Source organism: Nostoc sp. PCC 9305, assembly GCF_963920915.1.
Classification (GTDB): domain Bacteria; phylum Cyanobacteriota; class Cyanobacteriia; order Cyanobacteriales; family Nostocaceae; genus Nostoc.
Map to the genome: position 1 here is coordinate 1 of NZ_CAWUDN010000021.1, position 19,008 is coordinate 19,008.

General features: G+C 44.0%; 16 protein-coding genes and 1 pseudogene. 12 read left to right on the forward strand and 5 right to left on the reverse strand.

Annotated features, from left to right (window positions below; genetic code table 11):
* Positions 1-124: 124 nt before the first annotated feature.
* The gene (locus ACM0OX_RS10085; protein WP_414514759.1) at positions 125-949 is read right to left on the reverse strand and encodes a SirB1 family protein; all 825 of its coding nucleotides are present in this window, start codon (positions 947-949) and stop codon (positions 125-127) included.
* Between the two features lie 555 nt (positions 950-1,504).
* Between ACM0OX_RS10085 and atpD the strand changes: the two genes are divergently transcribed.
* The 4 genes from atpD to ACM0OX_RS10105 all read left to right on the forward strand — a co-directional run bounded on the left by atpD (position 1,505) and on the right by ACM0OX_RS10105 (position 8,133).
* Positions 1,505-2,953 (forward strand): F0F1 ATP synthase subunit beta, encoded by a 1,449-nt coding sequence (gene atpD, locus ACM0OX_RS10090; protein ID WP_335105531.1) that lies wholly within the window; start codon positions 1,505-1,507, stop codon positions 2,951-2,953.
* Between the two features lie 146 nt (positions 2,954-3,099).
* Positions 3,100-3,513: an ATP synthase F1 subunit epsilon gene (atpC, locus tag ACM0OX_RS10095; RefSeq protein WP_292715968.1), complete on the forward strand. Its 414-nt coding sequence runs from the start codon at positions 3,100-3,102 to the stop codon at positions 3,511-3,513.
* 443 nt (positions 3,514-3,956) lie between these two features.
* Positions 3,957-6,062, forward strand: coding sequence for an SPFH domain-containing protein (locus ACM0OX_RS10100; protein WP_414514760.1), 2,106 nt, complete (start codon positions 3,957-3,959; stop codon positions 6,060-6,062).
* 226 nt (positions 6,063-6,288) lie between these two features.
* Positions 6,289-8,133 (forward strand): protein kinase domain-containing protein, encoded by a 1,845-nt coding sequence (locus tag ACM0OX_RS10105; RefSeq protein ID WP_414514761.1) that lies wholly within the window; start codon positions 6,289-6,291, stop codon positions 8,131-8,133.
* A 10-nt stretch (positions 8,134-8,143) separates the two neighbouring features.
* On the opposite strand, the gene ACM0OX_RS10110 is transcribed toward ACM0OX_RS10105, so the two are convergent.
* Positions 8,144-8,443, reverse strand: a complete 300-nt coding sequence (locus ACM0OX_RS10110; RefSeq protein ID WP_094333099.1) for a 30S ribosomal protein PSRP-3 — start codon at positions 8,441-8,443, stop codon at positions 8,144-8,146.
* 203 nt (positions 8,444-8,646) lie between these two features.
* On the opposite strand from ACM0OX_RS10110, the gene ACM0OX_RS10115 reads away from it, so the two are divergent.
* The 3 genes from ACM0OX_RS10115 to ACM0OX_RS10125 all read left to right on the forward strand — a co-directional run bounded on the left by ACM0OX_RS10115 (position 8,647) and on the right by ACM0OX_RS10125 (position 11,441).
* Complete coding sequence (locus tag ACM0OX_RS10115; protein WP_414514762.1) at positions 8,647-9,117, forward strand: DUF29 domain-containing protein; 471 nt, start codon at positions 8,647-8,649, stop codon at positions 9,115-9,117.
* A 44-nt stretch (positions 9,118-9,161) separates the two neighbouring features.
* Positions 9,162-9,965 carry a TIGR01548 family HAD-type hydrolase gene (locus ACM0OX_RS10120; protein ID WP_414514763.1) on the forward strand — a complete coding sequence of 268 codons (804 nt, stop codon included), beginning with the start codon at positions 9,162-9,164 and terminating at the stop codon, positions 9,963-9,965.
* 87 nt (positions 9,966-10,052) lie between these two features.
* On the forward strand, positions 10,053-11,441 hold the full coding sequence (locus ACM0OX_RS10125; protein WP_414514764.1) for a cytochrome P450: 1,389 nt from the start codon (positions 10,053-10,055) through the stop codon (positions 11,439-11,441).
* 59 nt (positions 11,442-11,500) lie between these two features.
* On the opposite strand, the gene ACM0OX_RS10130 is transcribed toward ACM0OX_RS10125, so the two are convergent.
* Positions 11,501-12,304 carry a tetratricopeptide repeat protein gene (locus ACM0OX_RS10130; protein WP_414514765.1) on the reverse strand — a complete coding sequence of 268 codons (804 nt, stop codon included), beginning with the start codon at positions 12,302-12,304 and terminating at the stop codon, positions 11,501-11,503.
* A 221-nt stretch (positions 12,305-12,525) separates the two neighbouring features.
* Positions 12,526-13,626, reverse strand: a complete 1,101-nt coding sequence (ruvB, locus tag ACM0OX_RS10135) for a Holliday junction branch migration DNA helicase RuvB (protein WP_414514766.1) — start codon at positions 13,624-13,626, stop codon at positions 12,526-12,528.
* Between the two features lie 232 nt (positions 13,627-13,858).
* Between ruvB and hisF the strand changes: the two genes are divergently transcribed.
* From hisF to ACM0OX_RS10150, 3 genes and pseudogenes are all read left to right on the forward strand, one after another.
* Positions 13,859-14,632 carry an imidazole glycerol phosphate synthase subunit HisF gene (gene hisF / locus ACM0OX_RS10140; protein ID WP_334840134.1) on the forward strand — a complete coding sequence of 258 codons (774 nt, stop codon included), beginning with the start codon at positions 13,859-13,861 and terminating at the stop codon, positions 14,630-14,632.
* A gap of 99 nt (positions 14,633-14,731) precedes the next feature.
* Positions 14,732-14,923, forward strand: coding sequence for a hypothetical protein (locus tag ACM0OX_RS10145; protein ID WP_094348875.1), 192 nt, complete (start codon positions 14,732-14,734; stop codon positions 14,921-14,923).
* 294 nt (positions 14,924-15,217) lie between these two features.
* Positions 15,218-15,301: pseudogene (locus tag ACM0OX_RS10150) on the forward strand (IS5/IS1182 family transposase); the annotation flags it as partial.
* A 182-nt stretch (positions 15,302-15,483) separates the two neighbouring features.
* On the opposite strand, the gene ACM0OX_RS10155 reads toward ACM0OX_RS10150, so the two are convergent.
* A complete protein-coding gene (locus ACM0OX_RS10155) occupies positions 15,484-16,965 on the reverse strand; it encodes a GTP-binding protein (protein WP_414514767.1) in 1,482 nt (493 codons plus the stop codon).
* Positions 16,966-17,150: 185 nt separating this feature from the next.
* On the opposite strand from ACM0OX_RS10155, the gene tpiA reads away from it, so the two are divergent.
* Both tpiA and folP read left to right on the forward strand, forming a co-directional pair.
* Positions 17,151-17,882 carry a triose-phosphate isomerase gene (gene tpiA, locus ACM0OX_RS10160; RefSeq protein ID WP_414514815.1) on the forward strand — a complete coding sequence of 244 codons (732 nt, stop codon included), beginning with the start codon at positions 17,151-17,153 and terminating at the stop codon, positions 17,880-17,882.
* Positions 17,883-18,144: 262 nt separating this feature from the next.
* Positions 18,145-19,005: a dihydropteroate synthase gene (gene folP, locus ACM0OX_RS10165; protein WP_414514768.1), complete on the forward strand. Its 861-nt coding sequence runs from the start codon at positions 18,145-18,147 to the stop codon at positions 19,003-19,005.
* Positions 19,006-19,008 lie beyond the last annotated feature (3 nt).

Consider the following 19,008-nt stretch of genomic DNA (forward strand, 5'->3'; position numbering starts at 1 on the left):
TAATTCGTAATTCGTAATTCGTAATTCGTAATTCGTAATTCGTAATTCGTAATTGGGCAGAGGGGCAGAGGGGAAAAACTTACTGCAACTTCTCCTCTGCTCCCCTGCTCCCCTGCCTCTTCCCCTACTTCTCTTTACCCAATTCGGTAATTAGCCGCCGAATCACAGATGCATCCTCGGCATTGGGAACTTTTGCTAAATAATTTTGTAAATCGTCTACGGCTTGGGGATAGTAACCGAGTTGATAGTAGATCAAACCGCGATCGCGCAATTCTAAAGTTAAACCAGGAAACAGCAACAAAATTCGTTCAACTGCTGCCAGCGTTTTTTCTAACTCTTGCTGTTTAAGGTAAATAAATTTTAAATTTGTCAACATCCGGGCTAAAAATTGCCGATTACTAACTACAGCTAAAAATTCTGGTTGTAGCGTTACAGGTTGCTGATAAAGTTGAGATAGGCGTTCCTCGCAATCTTGGGCAAATATTATTTCACCGCCATTGAAAGCATCCACAAAAATCTCTATATCGGGAATATCTGGGCGGATTAGGAAATGTCCTGGCATCCCTATACCCACCATTGGAAAATCAATCCGTCGAGCAACTTCCAGGTAAACCAGCGCTAAGGTAATGGGAATCCCCAATCGGCGATCTATTACATCATTGAAAAAGCTGTTGCGCGGGTCGTAATAGTCAATTTTATTACCAGAAAATTTTAAATCATCGTAGAGATACTGGTTAATACTTTGAACTATCCGCAGAGGATATCGTGAGTCAGGCAGACGTTCTTGTAGCTCCCACGCCATTGTATCAAGGGCGTTGAGGTATTCTTCTGCATCTAGATTGGGATATTCTTCTTGTGCAATATACAAAGCTGCCTTTGCCAAATCAATACGCTCGTCAGACTGCTGAATCTCTTGGTAAAAATATTGTCGTGCTGACGAGAAATTCATAAGCTGTTGCTCGGTGTAAGTGTGAGAATGAAGCCACAGGTACGCCCAACTCAGGCATCGCGGCTTGGCTAAAAGTTGTTTTTGTATCTATCTTCATCTTATGGATATTCAGAAGTTTTGGAAATGTAGTTTACATCTATATATTGCTAACTAACTTTTAGCAAATGCTGTGTTGGTGATGTCTTCGATGGGCTGTAACCACGCAAAGTACACAACGGAATACAAAACATTATTTCAAGACCAAATTTAGATATCAAATATCTAGCTTTTTGCTTGCGAGTGGAAGTATCTAAGTAATTTATATTAGTGGTATTTTTTGATACAAAGCATGAGAACTAGGGCGATCGCATCTGAAAAATCAGATTAGGGATAAACTAGAGCCTATCCCGTCAATCTAGTCAAGATGGGGACTACAACCGTAGCCACCAAACACCTTTTTAAGGAATTACTAAGAGAGTTATGTCCCCGTCCGGTGCTAGAGTGAAAGGTGACATTTCTTATTCTTATGTCTTCTCCGACCTTATCTGAAATCTAGCTTCAATCATTAGGCGCAGCATGGTCACAACCGCAGAAAAAACAAACATTGGTTACATTACCCAAATCATTGGCCCAGTTGTAGACGTTAAATTTCCCGGCGGGAAATTGCCACAAATCTACAACGCCTTGAAAATCAAAGGCACCAACGAAGCTGGACAGGAAATCAACATCACCGTTGAAGTACAGCAACTGCTGGGCGACAACCAGGTGCGGACTGTTGCGATGAGTTCTACCGAAGGCTTAGTCCGCGGTTTTGAAGTCAGCGATACAGGCGCTCCCATCAGCGTACCAGTTGGTAAAGCCACTTTGGGTCGGATTTTCAACGTCCTTGGCGAACCTGTGGACAACAGGGGCCCTGTAAATGCTGAGGCAACTCTACCCATCCACCGCTCTGCTCCCAAATTCACCGACCTGGAAACCAAACCTTCCGTGTTTGAAACTGGGATTAAAGTTGTTGACCTTCTGACTCCCTATCGACGCGGCGGTAAGATTGGTCTGTTCGGCGGTGCTGGTGTTGGTAAGACCGTGATCATGATGGAGTTGATCAACAACATCGCTACTCAGCATGGTGGAGTATCCGTTTTTGCTGGCGTGGGTGAACGCACCCGTGAAGGCAATGACCTTTACAACGAAATGATTGAATCTGGGGTTATCAACAAAGACAACCTCAATGAATCAAAAATTGCTCTAGTCTACGGTCAAATGAACGAGCCACCCGGAGCCAGAATGCGGGTTGGTCTTTCGGGATTGACAGTAGCAGAATACTTCCGCGATGTGAACAAGCAGGATGTGCTGTTGTTTATTGACAACATCTTCCGGTTTGTACAAGCAGGTTCGGAAGTATCGGCGCTACTAGGTCGGATGCCTTCAGCGGTGGGATATCAGCCCACATTGGGAACCGACGTAGGTGAACTGCAAGAACGGATTACCTCCACTACCGAGGGTTCGATTACCTCCATTCAAGCAGTGTACGTACCAGCGGATGACCTCACCGACCCCGCACCTGCTACCACCTTCGCCCACTTGGACGGTACAACAGTACTATCTCGTGGTTTGGCAGCTAAGGGAATTTATCCCGCAGTTGACCCCCTTGGTTCAACTTCCACCATGCTCCAGCCCAATATTGTCGGTGACGAACACTACAATACTGCGCGGGCGGTGCAATCAACTCTGCAACGTTATAAAGAACTCCAAGACATTATCGCCATTCTCGGTCTAGATGAATTGTCTGAAGAAGACCGTCTCATCGTAGCGCGGGCCCGGAAAGTTGAGCGTTTCTTGTCTCAGCCGTTCTTTGTGGCAGAAGTATTCACCGGTTCTCCTGGTAAGTACGTGAAGTTGGAAGATACCATCAAAGGGTTCCAAAAAATTCTGTCTGGTGAATTGGATGCTCTACCAGAACAGGCTTTCTACTTGGTTGGCGATATTAACGAAGCGATCGCCAAAGCTGAAAAAATCAAAGGTTAGTCATTAGTCACTTGTACTGAGCGAAGCCGTTGGCGCAGCCTCTCGTAGAGAAGTATTGGTCATTAGTCATTAGTTCAACTGCTAATGACTAATGGCAATTACAAAAGACAAAGGACAAAAGACGAAGGACGAAGGACAAAAGACAAATGACATTAACCGTTCGTGTAATTTCCCCAGATAAAACAGTCTGGGATGCTCCAGCTGAAGAAGTTGTTTTGCCTAGCACTACTGGTCAACTAGGTATCCTAACTGGACACGCACCACTTTTGACCGCTTTAGATACTGGTGTCATGCGAGTTCGTGGCGCAAAAAATCAGAATTGGGAAGCGATCGCTCTTTTGGGTGGCTTTGCCGAAGTCGAAGAAAATGAAGTGACAATTCTGGTTAACGGCGCTGAACGTGGCGACAAAATTAACCTTGATGAAGCTCGTACTGCTTACAACCAAGCAGAAGCACGTCTAAGTCAAGTTTCCGCAGACGATCGCCAAGCCCAAATTCAGGCAACCCAAGCCTTCAAACGCGCCCGCGCTCGGTTTCAAGCTGCTGGCGGTTCGGTCTAATTTAACTTTATATTTCCACTTTGTAGGTTGGGCAATTTCCAACCTACAAAATATTTATTCAGAAGAACTCAGGAGTCAGGAGCCAGAATGGGCTAAACGCCCCGCTACCGCTAACAGTATAAATTCTATACGGATGCTAAAACTCCATCCCTTTACAGCAGTTTTCTTTTGCATGAGGTACAAAGTCACTGGTTTTGAGGCAGGAGGCAGGAGGCAGAAGGCAGGAGGCAGGAGGCAGGAAGCAGAAGAATAATTTGGTTTGTGAATTCTTGGTTCTGTACCTCATTTAGTTGCAAACTGCTGTATGGATAGAGTATTCTGAGTTCTGAATTTTGACTCCTTATTTATTAATTTTAAAAAAAATTACGTCAAGTTTAAGAAATCGAGGCAAGCTTTGGTGGAGTGTTAAATTAACTAATTAGTTGCCCTTTTGGGCACAAATTATGAAAAGCCTTTCATCTTTGCTTGGTACTCGTAAACAAAATAAGGTAGCTCGTTTTGCAGCATCGGTCGTAGCAACGTTAGCGCTCTCTGGTAGTATTCATTCTGCCAATGCTACTTCTGTCAAAATAACTACTGCACAAGAAATCACTCCGGCATCAGTCCAGCTAAATCAGACTAAACCTAATATTGCCCAATTACAAACTAGCAGGATTCAATATCAAGCTGCTGGAATCAATCCTGTTGTAGTGGTTCCTATTCTTGTTGTTGGCGGTTTAGTCATATTTGTCCCCCTATTCTTCGGGGGACTAGTAGTTATTGGCGAACGGGAAGTTGGCATTGTAGTTAGAAAATTTACCCTTTCCGGGCGTGGACTCCCTGCTGGCAGTTTGATTGCCCTCAACGGCGAAGCTGGTTTGCAGGCAGATACTTTAGCTCCTGGTTGGCATTGGGGCTATTGGCCTTGGCAATATTCTGTAAAAAAAGAATCGGTAATTGTCGTTCCCCAAGGGGAAATCGCTTTGATTGTGGCAGCAGATGGCGCATCCAATCCACCAGAGCGGATTTTGGGGAAAATCGTGGGTTGTGACAACTTCCAAGATGCTCGAAAATTCCTCACCCAAGGCGGCGAAAAAGGGCGGCAAATGGGTTTTCTTACGGCTGGTACGTACCGGATAAATACTGCCCTGTTTAAAGTCATCATGGCATCAAATGCCAGCGCTCATGGCATGACTCCAGAACAGCTACGGGTGTATAGTCTGGCATCTGACAAAGTTGGCATTGTTACTACTTTAGATGGCGTACCAATTTCTGCTGGTGAACTTGCAGGCCCCACAATTGACGGACACGACAACTTCCAAAATGGTCAAAAATTTATTAATGGCGGTGGGCGGCGAGGTTTACAAGAGCAAACCTTACTTTCTGGTTCTTGGAACTTGAACCCTTGGTTTGTCCAGGTTGAACAAGTACCGATGACCGAAATTCCCATTGGGTATGTAGGTGTGGTAATTTCTTTCGTGGGCAAGGCACATCAAGATGTCAGCGGTGCAGCTTTCACCCACGGTAATTTGGTGAATCAGGGACACAAAGGTGTGTGGGTCGAACCGCTATATCCTGGTAAGCACCCGATTAATTCCCGAATTATGAAGATTGAACTCGTGCCAACGACCAACATCGTCTTAAACTGGTCAGGTCGGACTGAACGCCACAGTTATGATGCTAAACTGGCTTCTTTAACGGTGCGATCGCGTGATGGGTTTGCCTTTGATTTGGAAGTAGCGCAAATTATCCATGTCGGTGCTTTAGATGCTCCGAAGGTAATTTCCCGCGTTGGTGCAATGCAAAATTTGGTAGACCATGTATTAGAACCGACTATCGGCAATTATTTCCGCAACTCAGCCCAAGACTATACTGTACTAGACTTTCTCACCGCTCGGAGCGAACGACAATCTGAGGCTGCTGAGTATATTAAAACAGCATTGCGGGCTTATGACGTACAAGCGATCGACACCCTGATTGGTGATATTCTGCCACCAGCCTCACTAATGCAGACACAGACAGACCGGAAGATTGCCGAAGAAGAACGCAAGACTTATGAAGTCCAGCAGATGGCGCAAACCCAACGGCAGCAGCTTGTTCGGGAAACGGCATTGGCTGATATTCAGCAAGAAATGGTGAAATCAGAGCAGAGTGTGCATATTGCTGACCTCAAAGCCCAAGCCCAAATTAAGCAGGCGAACGGTGAAGCTGAGGGTACAAAACTCCGGGCAATTGCTGAGGCTGAAGGTATCCGAGCCACAGGTAACGCCAAAGCTGAAACCTACCGCGCTGGTGTAGAAGCTCTGGGGCCACAAGGTTATACAGCAATGCAACTAATGCAGATTATAGGCGATCGCAATGTTCGCTTGATTCCAGATGTTTTAGTTGGCAGCAATGGCAGCAATAACGGTTTAGTGGATGGGCTACTATCGATGATTTTATGGAATCAAACTGGTAAGGGTGAATTGACACCAACACCTTTGCATCCACAACCAGTAGTTACTAAAGCACAACCAACTTCAGAAAACGGTTATCCACCGATAGTTGTGAATTTTCCCGAAGATAAGTAACATCAGGAACATGAGTTAGGGGCATAACATTGTTCCTTGGTGTCAACTTAAGCTGAAACTCCTTTAAAACCTCGTTTCCAGCCGGAGGCTGGAAATGCTGCTTCTGGTGGCTCTACCGCCAGTAAAGAGAGGCGGAGCCTCAAAGACAAGTATTCCCAGTCGGAGACTGGAAACTAGGCAATCTAAAAGCAAGTCTAGAAGTAGCTTTCACGTTAAGTTTACACCAATGAACATTGTTGTGCCCTTGCAAAAAACAGGGTATTTTGCTCACCTTGTAGGTAGGGAAATTTTGCTTTTACAAGAACGTTATCGTTTACTTAAGCAGATTGGTAAAGCAGGATTCTGCAAAACTTTCCTCGCTGTAGATGAGGGTGAGTTTCCGCCAATTCCTTGTGTCGTTCAAGAATTATTGCTGGAAGACGAAACATTTAAAAATTTTCAGCAAAAGGCGCACAAGCTAGAGGAATTAGGAAAGCACCCGCAAATTCCCGCTTTATTAAATTATTTTCAGCATAACGGGCATTTTTTTTTAGTGCAGGAGTTTATTGCAGGCACTAATTTAGCTCAGGTGGTTGAAGAAGAAGGCGCTTTTAATGAAACTCAGATTTGGCAGATGTTAGAAGATTTGTTGCCAGTTTTGCAGTTTATTAGCGATCGCCACATCATCCACCGCGATATTAAACCCCACAATATCATCCGTAGATCCCCAATTAGCAAGAAGGGAGATTTTTTCATAGTTGATTTTAGCACTGCGAAAATCGTCACAGAAATCGATCGTTTAACATCTGAAACCAGTATCGGCAGTCCAGAATATGCTGCACCAGAACAAACAAGAGGAAAAGCGGTTTTTGCGAGTGATTTATATAGCTTGGGTGTAACTTGTATTTACTTACTTACCCAGATTTCTCCCTTTGATTTATTTGATATTGCAAATGATTGTTGGGTCTGGCAACAATATCTTACTACCAAAGTTAGCGATGTCTGGCGACAAGACTCAAAAAGTCTACGCTTGGCCCAAATCCTCGACAAGCTGCTGCACAACGCTGTTAACCGTCGCTTTCAATCGGCTGATGAAGTTATGCAAGCAATGGGTATGGAATGTAAAACTCAAAATTTTAAATTACCAACTCCTCCTTGGCGATGCTTGCATACCCTAAGTGGAGATTCTGGTGTGTTGAGTAGGGTTAATACCATTGCCATTAGTCCAGACAGTCACACTTTAGCCAGTGGTAGTGATGACAAAAACATCAAGTTGTGGGATTTAAATAACAAAAAAGTCCTAGCTAGCTTATCAGGACATTCCCAGGCTGTAAAATCAGTTGCCTTCAATCCTGATGGTCAAATTCTGGCAACTGCTAGCGATGATAAAACTATTAAATTGTGGCAGATTGAGACATTAAAAGAAATCTGCACCCTCTTGGGACACTCACACGCGGTAAAATCAGTTGCTTTTAGTCCAAATGGGCAGATTCTCGCTAGTGGTAGCTGGGATAAGACAATCAAACTCTGGGATGTAAATACTGGGACAGAAATTTGCACCATAACTGGACACCAATTACAGGTAAATTCAGTAGCATTTAGTCCCCAAGGACAGCTTTTCGCCAGCGCTAGTTATGACAGAACAATTCGCTTGTGGCAGATAGAAGGTTCCCAGAGAGAAATTCAAAACCGCCCATGCTATAGCTTGTTAAGCACCCTTTCGGGTCATGCATGGGCGGTTTTGACAGTCGCTTTTAGTCCCGATGGGAAAATTTTGGCGACGGGTAGTGATGATAACACTATTAAGTTGTGGGAGGTAAACACTGGTCAGCTAATTTGCACACTTGTAGGCCATTCTTGGTCTGTGGTGGCTGTGGCTTTTACTGCCGATGGCGAAACACTCCTAAGTGCAAGTTGCGACAAAACAGTTAAACTTTGGAGGGTAAGCACAGCAGAAGAGATTGTTACTCTCTCTGGTCATATAGACTCAGTATCTGCTGTTGCTGTGAGCAAAGTTACACAGTTAATTGCAAGCGGCAGCCGGGACAAGACTATCAAACTGTGGCAGCTTGTAGAACTCGACAATAGCTAATTTTGTAATCTCAAGCGCTACCTGTAAAGGCAACTTCTGGAAATTTCAACTGAGCTTCTGCCATTGGACGGTTTCTGCCTTCCTCTTGCCAGTAGTTAATCACTTCTGTCGCTTTGTTAAGCAACTCAACACGATCCAGATCAGTAATCCAATGTTTGGACTCTAATTCCTTTTTTAACTCTTCCCAGGCATCATTTCTGGGCCAAAAAAAGTACTTAGTCAAGGGACTGGTGCCTTTGCCTACAACTTGATCCACTGCTAGAGCAACGTTCTCGTCTAACCACAGAATTTTCAAAATAAACTTGGTCAATCACACCTCCGGGAATTTCCGGGCATTATTTAACAAGGATAGCGATCGCTTATTTTAACGCAATACCCTATCAAATGACCAAACAGTGATTGGATTGGGCTAGCATTAAGGTGTAGTCGGCGCTAGCTACAGAGGCTTATGACCGCCAAAGACAGGAAATTATTAATTTTGAATTTTGAATTTTGAATTCGGAGCGAAGCGACGTGACTACCCAACTGCCCCAATCTCCAACAAAATCTGGTTCAGATTTGTATGAGCAAGACTTTTACCTGTGGATTCAAACCACAGCAGAACTGCTCAAGCAAAAGAATTTCACACAACTGGACTTAGAGAATTTGATTGATGAAATTGAAACAATGGGCAGGAGTGAAAAGAAAGCACTAAGAAGCAATTTGGAAGTGGTGCTGATGCACCTCTTGAAGTATAAATATCAAGCCGAGAAGCGCTCTGGTAGTTGGCGAGCAACAATTCGGGAGCATCGCAAACGCCTCAGAGAATCTCTAGAAGAAAGTCCTAGCCTCAAACCCTATTTCTCTGAGGTTTTTGGGCTGTGTTATGACAATGCTAGACTCTTAGCTGCTGATGAAACTGAATTGCATTTGGCTATCTTCCCAGAAAAATCTCTCTTTACGCCAGAGCAAGCCCTCGACCCCGATTTTTTACCTGAGTCATGATCTCACGTTTTATGATGATGTAAAACTCTTTTGCTTCTTACTCCATGACTCAACCAACTTCTGCAAAAGCGATCGCTATTTTCGATATTGATGGCGTTGTGCGCGATGTTAGCGGTTCTTATCGCCGGGCGATCGCAGATACGGTAGAATATTTTACCACCCAAGCATATCGTCCAACCCCACTAGATATTGACCAGCTGAAATCTGAAGGCGTGTGGAATAACGATTGGGAAGCATCGCAGGAATTAATTTACCGCTACTTTGAAACCCAAAAACAGAGCCGTGAGCAACTGCAACTAGATTACAGTGCGATCGTTGCTTTTTTTCAATCGCGTTACCGCGGCCCAGACTCAAATAATTTTACTGGGTATATCTGTAATGAACCTTTATTATTACAACCTAGCTATTTAGAACAACTTACCCAAGCGGGGATTGCTTGGGGATTTTTTAGCGGTGCAACTCGTGCTTCTGCTAACTATGTATTAGAAAAACGCCTGGGCTTGGAATCTCCAGTGTTGATTGCGATGGAAGATGCGCCAGGAAAACCAGACCCCACTGGGCTTTTCGCTACAGTTCGTGAGTTAGAAAATGGAATTGAGCAAAAATTAGCTGTAGTGTATGTGGGAGATACGGTAGCAGATATGTATACCGTCGAGAAAGCGCGGCGTTTAGATTCTTCTCGCCCTTGGATTGGTGTAGGGGTTTTACCGCCCCACGTCCAGGAAACAGCAACGCGTAGTGATGCATACAGTAAGACACTAATAGCAGCAGGAGCAGCTGTAGTTTTTCGTAATGTGCAAGAATTAACCCCTAGGCAGATTCAAGAATTGGTGAGTTCATCTATTTAATCTGTGTTCTAAGATTAATCCAGCTATGCGTGGATGAATGACTAGCTGATAACGATCTTGCTCCAATTTATTGGGAGATAAATAAAAATGTCTGCACATAAACTGCCTAACGGCCCTCAAACTCACCCTTGGGTACAGACGTATCAATGGCTGACTAACCCATTGGAATACATGGAAGACTGTGCTAAAAGCTATGGTGATATGTTCACTCTCCGAATTGGCCCAGTTTTTACTCCTCAAGTCTTCATTAGCAATCCTCAAGCGATTCAGCAGATTTTTACCACAGATCCAAAACAGTTAGATTCTGGTACACCGGCAGGTTCAGGTTCGCCTTTATTGGGGCCAAATTCTCTACTATCCTTAGAAGGAAAACCTCACCAACGCCAGCGTAAACTGCTGACACCTCCTCTACATGGGGAAAGAATGCAGGCTTATGGTGATTTAATCTGTGAAATCACCCAGCAAGTAACTAGCGAGTGGCCAGTCGGAGAAACCTTTACAGTCTTGTCATCCATGCAAGAAATCTCCTTTCAGGTGATTTTGAAGGCTGTATTTGGTCTAAAGGACGGACTTCGTTATGAAAAACTCAAAGAAATCCTGATTGCGATCCTGAATCCAAAAAGACCTATTGTACGGGCAATACTGCTCATGTTCCCATTATTACGACAGGATTTAGGGCCTCGTAGTCCTTGGGGAAGTTATCTACGTTTGCGGCAGGAAATGGACGATCTAATCTATGCTGAAATTCAAGAGAGGCGATCGCTTGCTGATGAGTCTCGAAGTGATATTCTGTCTTTAATGATGGCGGCTCGTGATGAAGCAGGTGAGCCGATGACAGATTTGGAATTACGTGATGAGTTGATGACTTTGTTGGTTGCAGGCCATGAAACTACAGCCAGTTCTTTGGCATGGGCGCTGTACTGGATTCATCATCAGCCTGAAGTCTGGGAAAAACTGATGCAAGAACTGGATACTCTGGGTGAGAACAAAGACCCAAACGCCATTTTCCGATTACCTTATTTGAATGCAGTTTGTTCGGAAACAATGCGCCTGTATCCAGTGGCGATGTTGGGATTAAATCGATTGGTTAAATCACCTCTAGAAATTGCAGGCTACAAATTTGACCCTGGTACTATATTGGTTCCTTGTATTTATTTGAACCATCATCGAGAGGATTTATACCCCAATTCCAAGCAGTTTCAGCCAGATCGTTTTCTAGAACGCCAATTTACTCCATCTGAATATTTGCCCTTTGGTGGTGGTAATCGTCGCTGTATTGGGATGGCATTTGCCCTATTTGAGATGAAACTGGTATTGGCAACTGTATTATCTGATTGGCAAATAAAACTAGCTGATACAAAGCCAGTACTGCCGGTTCGGAAAAGCTTCTTGTTAGCACCAGGCGGTGGTGTACCAATGGTGGTAACTGGAAAGCGTCAGCAAAATCAGCCAGTTCTTGAGACTAACTTAGTGTAAAAAGTCTCAGAATCAGGTGGGAGCAATTGCTCCGCTTCCCCTTTTATTTACCTGTTAAATTACTGGATTTTCAAGAACTTATCCAAAGCTGTCACGAGGCTGGGAGGCCAACGCCGGATATTTTTTACCCAGTCGATATCTTTGTAGCGGCTATCAAGTCCATAAGCTGCTACCCAGTTGCTTTCGGCTTCACCTTGTTCTCCATTTACCCAATATGCAGCTGTGAGGGCGGCACGCACATCAGCAAACTTGGAGTATTTACGGGCGATATTTCGCATTTCGCGGATTGCTTGCTCTTTTTGACCAGTTTCATAGAGGGCGAGAGCGTAGTTCGCACGGGCGAAAGCAAAATTTGGGGCTATCTCATTAGATTTTTTGTAGTCTGCGATCGCATCTTCCCATTTTCCTAAACCTGTTTTGGCATTTCCCCGATTGTTATATGCCATCGCATCATTAGGATCGAGTTCTAAGACATGATTATAATCTGCGATCGCATCGTCCCATTTTCCCATCCCTTCTAACGCTGCACCCCGATTCAAATATGGATCGGTAACATTTGGCGCTAGTTCTATCGCTTTGTTATAATCTGCCAGCGCCTCTTGTAACTTATTCTGGCTCACCCGCGAATTTCCCCGGTTACTCCACGCCCCCGCATTCGTGGGAAATTGCTCAATAATCTTTGTCCAGTAAGTTTCAGCCGTAGCAAAGTCACCTTGATTCGTCGCTATAAACGCTTGATTTGCCCACTCATCGCCTTGTTTTAACTGTTCTTGAGTAATGGGCGGTTGAGATTGTGCCATAACTGGTGTACCCCAGCCAAACACAAGTAACAGACTGAGAAAAATACTAATCAACTTAATCATCTAGGTTTACCTAATTTGTTCTTTGTTAGGACTTACGCACGGGTAACGGAAAACGAACCACAGAGGGCGCAGAGTTCACGGAGGAATGAGAGTTTGAGAGGGTTTTTGCATAAGTCCTATTTGTCATTTGTCATTTGTCATTGAGTATGGGGCAGAGGAATGGAGTTCAAAGGCTCATTTACGAGTATCAATGCCCAATGCCTAATGCCCAATCCCCGTAATTACAATAATGACAACTGTTCATTAGGCGGCGTGAATCCCAAATGCTTATATGCTGCCTTAGTCGCCATCCTGCCGCGATGAGTTCGAGTTAAATACCCAATCTGCATGAGGTAAGGTTCGTATACCTCTTCAATTGTTTGAGTATCTTCACCTGTGGCTGCTGCCATTGTTTCTAAACCTACTGGCCCGCCGTTAAATTGTTCAATTATTACACTTAGCATCTGGCGATCTGTCCAATCTAAACCGCAAGGATCTACTTGGAATAGTTGCAATGCTTCAGATGCGATGTTTTCATTAATCTCCCCAGATATTTTTACTTCCGCATAATCACGTACCCGTTTTAGTAGCCTATTTGCAATCCGTGGCGTTCCGCGTGAACGACGGGCAATTTCTGTAGCACCATCTTGTGTAATAGGGGTTTTGAGTAATTGAGCGGTTCGCAGTACAATTTGAGTCAGTTCGTCAACTTCGTAAAATCGGAGTTTTTGAATTAAGCCGAAGCGATCGCGCAGTGGTGAAGTTAAAGCACCGACACGGGTTGTAGCACCCACTAAGGTAAACTTTGATAGCGGCAAACTTCTAATCCGAGCGCTGGAACCCTTACCAATGGTAATATCTAAGCGATAATCTTCCATTGCTGGATAGAGAATTTCTTCCGTCATCCGCGAGAGGCGATGAATTTCATCCACAAATAAGATATCCCCTGGCTTCATGTTCACCAGTAGCCCAACAATATCTCGTGGACGTTCTAAGGCTGGCGCACTGGTAATTTTGTAATTTACCCCCATTTCCGATGCTAAAATCATTGCCATTGTGGTTTTGCCCAATCCCGGCGGCCCATACAGCAGCAAGTGATCCAGCACCTCACCACGAGACTTAGCTGCTTTAATGGCAATATCTAGCACATCCTTTAAATCTTTTTGTCCAATGTAATCGGCAAATCGGTGCGGCCGAATACCTTCTTCCTGTTGTTCTTGTTCATCAATAGCAGCTTCAGGCTTCAAAATATTTTCTGTGGATGGTGCTTTCGCCGACTCTCGACGCTGCTTTGGTTCTCTATTGGGTTCTGGAGGCTGTTTTTTCGAGGAGATTATCGCCATAATTCTTACAGGGTAGAGGTTACAGGGTAAAGGTTACAGGGAATGGGGTACAGGGTACAGTTACAGGGAATGGGGTACAGGGTAAAGGTTACAGGGTACAGATTATTCCCTATAACCTGTCACCTGTTACCTCTCTCCTAATCCCAATACCCATGAAAATTTTCGGTTGAGAATACCCGCGCCAATTTAAAATTTAAATTCCGGTCATTTACCCAGAAGTACAAAAGTTATTATGTTATCTAAAAGAATCTTACCGTGCTTAGATGTGAAGGCGGGACGGGTTGTAAAAGGAGTTAACTTTGTTAATCTCCAAGATGCAGGCGATCCGGTAGAGCTGGCAAAGGTTTACAACGAAGCCGGTGCTGATGAGTTAGTATTTCTGGATATTACAGCTACTCATGAAGACCGAGCTACAATTTTAGATGTGGTCTACCGCACTGCTGAACAGGTCTTTATTCCATTGACTGTAGGTGGTGGCATTCAATCCTTAGAAAATGTTAAAGCTTTGTTACGAGCGGGCGCAGATAAGGTTAGTATTAATTCTGCGGCAGTGCGGGAACCAGACTTGATTAATCGGGCAAGCGATCGCTTTGGTAATCAGTGCATAGTTGTTGCTATTGATGCCAGACGCAGAAATAACCCGGAGAATCCAGGTTGGGATGTGTATGTGCGGGGTGGCAGAGAAAATACAGGCTTAGATGCCCTATTGTGGGCACAGGAAGTTGAAAAACGGGGGGCCGGAGAACTGCTAGTCACAAGTATGGATGCTGATGGAACCCAAGCTGGATATGACATCGAGATTACACGGGCAATTGCCGATGCTGTAGAAATTCCAGTTATTGCTTCTGGTGGTGCAGGTAATTGTGAACATATCTACACTGCCCTAACTGAAGGCAAAGCTGAAGCCGCATTACTCGCATCACTGTTACATTACGGACAATTAAGCGTAGCAGAAATTAAAAGTTACTTGCGCGATCGCAACGTGCCAGTCAGAACATTATCTTGATCCACCATTTCCCATTTGATGACATCCATCTAAGGTTAGACACACTTCCTGAAAAGGGTGTTAATATTATTTTACAAGTATTAACAAATATTAAAAAATATGTTGCTTCCTATATTACTTTTTGATGTAGCCCTGGTAGCGTGGTCGCTGCACTTAATGGAAAAAGCCTACGAGAGTAAAGAATTTTCTCTAATGTTAGCTGGTACCTTGGTTGCTCTTGCTGCTGCTGCCATGTTAGTAGTTTACTTTTTGATGGGGCATTGTATGACCTATTTGTTGCAAGTATCCTAGAGAATGCTGAATGCCAGAAGAGATATTTAAAATTTAGTTTCCAGAAAACTTGACAAAGTAATAATAACTAAGTAACTGTATATAGCTGATTTTAAGAAGATGTTTTCAAAGTACCAGAAAGTATAATTTTTGCCTTCTGGACTACGGTAATTACAACGAAAAACTAGGGTTCTCGCCATATACTTAAATGCTTGACTGTGCTAATTATGAGAGCAAAAGACCCTTTTCAAGCATCCTCTAAGGGGTCATAGCGCAGTTGGTAGTGCACCTGTACATTCACAAATTAGATGTCGCAATCGATTTCGGGGTTTGAGTAAGGATTATGAGTTGTACACAGAGTTAAGTGAAGCAATGATTTATAGCTCATTGATTCGTCTTAGGACTTACGCAAAAACCCTCTCAAACTCTCATTCCTCCGTGAACTCTGCGCCCTCTGTGGTTCGTTTTCCGTTACCCGTGCGTAAGTCCTACGTCTGATGGTAAAGCAAATGGCACCTTAAGCTTTTCTTGACGAATCAGATATAAGCAATAAATATGGCTAACCAAAGCTTATTGATGCATTACTTTTTGAGTTTTACTTTGTGGAGTAATTCATCTTTAATCCGGTTAAGAATTGAACTCTCATCCAAGTTTGCCAAAATCCGATTAATTACTGCTTTCGGGCCATCAGGCCCCCAAGTTGCGCCATTGGCTAAATAAACTTTGGTAACTTGTCCAATGCCGTAAGAAGAAACACCAGCTACTCCTCCTTGGGTAATTGCTACCGATATATAAGGGCCTAGCGCAATGCCACCCGTAGCTGTTGCAGAGATCCCAAGTAAAGTTTTTAATCCACTCAAGCCTAAATTTGCTAACAATTCACTAGCACCGATACCGCCCATACTCAGGGCGATTTTTTGTAGCAGTTGTACAGCGCCGGCTTCGGTCATGGAGAAGCCATAGAGTTTAGATAAACCCAAGATCAGAGCAATATCAATTACCACACTACTCAGAATATCTACCACAGTTACGGGATTGAGTGCGATCGCTAATGCCTTAGTCATCACAGCCTTCCAAATCAACTGATTGGCATTCTGTTCCCGAATCATCAGTTTTCGTTCTATCAACTGCTCATTTACGATATCGGCATAAAGCATAGTATTTAGGGCAACCAAGGCTTTGCCCTCACGATGCAGAATTTCCAATATTTTCAGCTTCAGTTCCTCGACTTGGGCATTCCCTGTACGCAACTGTATACCCCTCGTACCATCAGGGCGACGAATCGCTGTCTTCACCAATGGCGATGCCGCAGCCATAACAATTTCTAGAGGTGTGAGTAATTCCCGCACTCTTTCATCTCGGATTTTGTGATAAATTGCCATCCGGTCTGCTTCTGGATACTGGTCTACTTTGTTAAATACCAGAATGATCGGTTTACCTGCTTCCCGCAACTGAGAAAGGGCGGCGTATTCTAACTTTGTCATGTCGCCAGATATCACAAACAAAATCAAATCTGCTTGTTTGGCAATCTGTTCAGCTAAGGCGGCACGAGTTGCACCATCTACTTCATCTAACCCAGGAGTATCAATTAATTCCACCTGCGATTGACCTACACCAGGGAGAGTGACACGCAAAGCCCGTTCAGTTTCCCCAATCATCTCCTCGCTAATACTCCAATTAACTGTTTGGGCAGTACGGGTGACACCGTGCAGCGGCCCAGTTTCAAATACCGTTTGCCCAACTAAAGAATTGAGTAGGGAAGACTTACCACGTCCCACCATGCCAAAAGTCGCAATCTGCACTACCATCCGGTCTAACTTTCCCAGCATGGTTTCCAACTCAGCAATTTCCGTCTCTAACCCGGTTTTTTCTTGGGAAGTAAGGTCGAGATTGGCTACCAAGTTTCGCAACGCTGTTTGTGCTTGTTTATAGTTCAGTTCCGTCTGAATGTCTTCAAAACTGAAAATAGCACTATCCAGTTCTTCCTCCCAGCTGAGAGAATTTGCGTCAGTGTTAGCGGAATCGCTTTGATGAGGTTCAGGCACGGGCAATGTCGAAGTCATATCAATTTGAGATTTGAAATTTGGGATTTTTAAATTAGCCCTGTCTCTTATCCTAGTTATTTTTGAGAGGGGAGTGGGGAATAGGGAATGCCCAATGCCCAACTCGTAGACTAATGACTAACAAAAAGTCATAAACTGAAAAATGCATCTAAATATAACGCGTTAGGATCTTGACTAAATTACCTGTGCGGAAAATCGTTATTGCCGGCAACTGGAAAATGTTCAAAACCCAGGCAGAAACCCAGGAGTTTCTACAAGGATTTCTGCCCCACTTAGAGGAAACCCCCGAAGGGCGAGAAGTGATATTGTGTCCTCCTTTCACTGATTTAAGTGTTTTGTCCAAGACCTTGCACGGTAGCCTCATCCAACTGGGGGCACAAAATATCCATTGGGAAGAATATGGAGCCTATACGGGTGAGATTTCTGGCCCAATGCTGACAGAAAGTGGTGTGCGCTTTGTGATTGTCGGTCATAGCGAACGACGGCAATATTTTGGGGAAACAGATGCCACCGTTAATCTGCGCCTCCGAACTGCTCAAAGGTTTGGTTTGACTCCAATTCTCTGTGTTGGCGAAACTAAACAACAACGAGATGCGGGAGAAGCTGAATCTCTGATTGCTCTCCAACTCGACAAAGGCTTGGTAGATATCGATCAGGATAATTTGGTGATTGCCTACGAACCGATTTGGGCAATTGGCACTGGTGACACTTGTGAAGTAGAGGAAGCTAATCGAATAATTGGCTTAATTCGTAGCAAGTTGACTAATCCAAATGTATCAATTCAATATGGCGGCTCAGTCAAGCCGAATAATATTGATGAGATTATGGCTCAACCAGAAATTGATGGTGTCCTCGTGGGAGGAGCAAGTCTAGAACCTGAGAGTTTCGCTCGGATTGTGAATTTTAAGTCAGTGTGATGTGCTTTTTTCTCGTTCCCATGCAGAGCATGGGAATGCCTAATGTAGATAAGAAGAATTCAGAACTCAGGAGTCAGAATTCAGAATTGAATTTTGTACGACTGGGTAATGAATATTACTTGAAAACATTGCTCTTTGTGGGCGAAAGAAAATTAAAATATTTTTTAAGAGTTGATACTCCACCCGTGAAAGGATGGAATATTCTGAATTCTGACTCCTGTTAGCGGATAGCTAAGGTTTAGCCCATTCTGACTCCTGTTTTATGCCAAGGAACTTGATAATTCGAGGACGCTGTTTCAATTGGGGACAGCGGACTTATTTGATGGGCATTTTAAATGTAACGCCCGATAGCTTTAGTGATGGGGGTGAGTTTAACACTTCCTCTGCCGCTTTAATACAGGCGCAAGCACTGGTGGCTGCTGGTGCTGACATCATCGATGTGGGCGGTCAATCAACTCGACCAGGGGCAAAGCAAATCACTCTGGCGGAGGAACTTGACCGGGTACTATCGGTATTACAGTTGCTAAGACCAGAGATTTCAGTCCCGATTTCTGTAGATACAACCCGTGCTGCTGTCGCCAAGGCATCTATAGAAGCTGGAGCAGATATTATTAATGATATTTCTGGCGGCACTTTTGACTCAGAAATGTTGCCAACAGTCGCAGAGTTAGGTGTACCGATGATTTTAATGCACATCCGGGGGACACCACAGACAATGCAACAACAAACTGATTATCAAGATTTGCTCGGTGAGATTTATAGTTTTTTGGCTCGGCAAATTGAGGCTGCAACTACTGCGGGTATTGACCTAGAAAAAATTATTATCGATCCTGGTATTGGTTTTGCTAAAAACTATGAGCAAAATTTAGAAATTTTTCGCAGCTTGCGATCGCTCGCACCACTCAACTGTCCTATCTTGGTAGGAGCATCTCGAAAAAGTTTCATTGGTCGCATTTTAAATCAACCAGATCCCAAAGCACGAGTTTGGGGAACGGCAGCAGCTTGTTGTGCTGCTATTTTTAATGGCGCTGATATCCTCCGAGTTCATGATGTTCAAGAAATGCGCGATGTTTCATTAGTCGCCGATGCCTTATTAAGACAAGCCGCACAGCCTGATTGTTAGGTA

Coding starts and splice junctions, on each gene's coding strand:
- ACM0OX_RS10085 (WP_414514759.1), bottom strand. CDS start 949: ATGAATTTCTCGTCAGCACGACAATATTTTTACCAAGAGATTCAGCAG.
- atpD (WP_335105531.1), top strand. CDS start 1,505: ATGGTCACAACCGCAGAAAAAACAAACATTGGTTACATTACCCAAATC.
- atpC (WP_292715968.1), top strand. CDS start 3,100: ATGACATTAACCGTTCGTGTAATTTCCCCAGATAAAACAGTCTGGGAT.
- ACM0OX_RS10100 (WP_414514760.1), top strand. CDS start 3,957: ATGAAAAGCCTTTCATCTTTGCTTGGTACTCGTAAACAAAATAAGGTA.
- ACM0OX_RS10105 (WP_414514761.1), top strand. CDS start 6,289: ATGAACATTGTTGTGCCCTTGCAAAAAACAGGGTATTTTGCTCACCTT.
- ACM0OX_RS10120 (WP_414514763.1), top strand. CDS start 9,162: ATGACTCAACCAACTTCTGCAAAAGCGATCGCTATTTTCGATATTGAT.
- ACM0OX_RS10125 (WP_414514764.1), top strand. CDS start 10,053: ATGTCTGCACATAAACTGCCTAACGGCCCTCAAACTCACCCTTGGGTA.
- ACM0OX_RS10130 (WP_414514765.1), bottom strand. CDS start 12,304: ATGATTAAGTTGATTAGTATTTTTCTCAGTCTGTTACTTGTGTTTGGC.
- ruvB (WP_414514766.1), bottom strand. CDS start 13,626: ATGGCGATAATCTCCTCGAAAAAACAGCCTCCAGAACCCAATAGAGAA.
- hisF (WP_334840134.1), top strand. CDS start 13,859: ATGTTATCTAAAAGAATCTTACCGTGCTTAGATGTGAAGGCGGGACGG.
- ACM0OX_RS10145 (WP_094348875.1), top strand. CDS start 14,732: ATGTTGCTTCCTATATTACTTTTTGATGTAGCCCTGGTAGCGTGGTCG.
- ACM0OX_RS10155 (WP_414514767.1), bottom strand. CDS start 16,965: ATGACTTCGACATTGCCCGTGCCTGAACCTCATCAAAGCGATTCCGCT.
- folP (WP_414514768.1), top strand. CDS start 18,145: ATGCCAAGGAACTTGATAATTCGAGGACGCTGTTTCAATTGGGGACAG.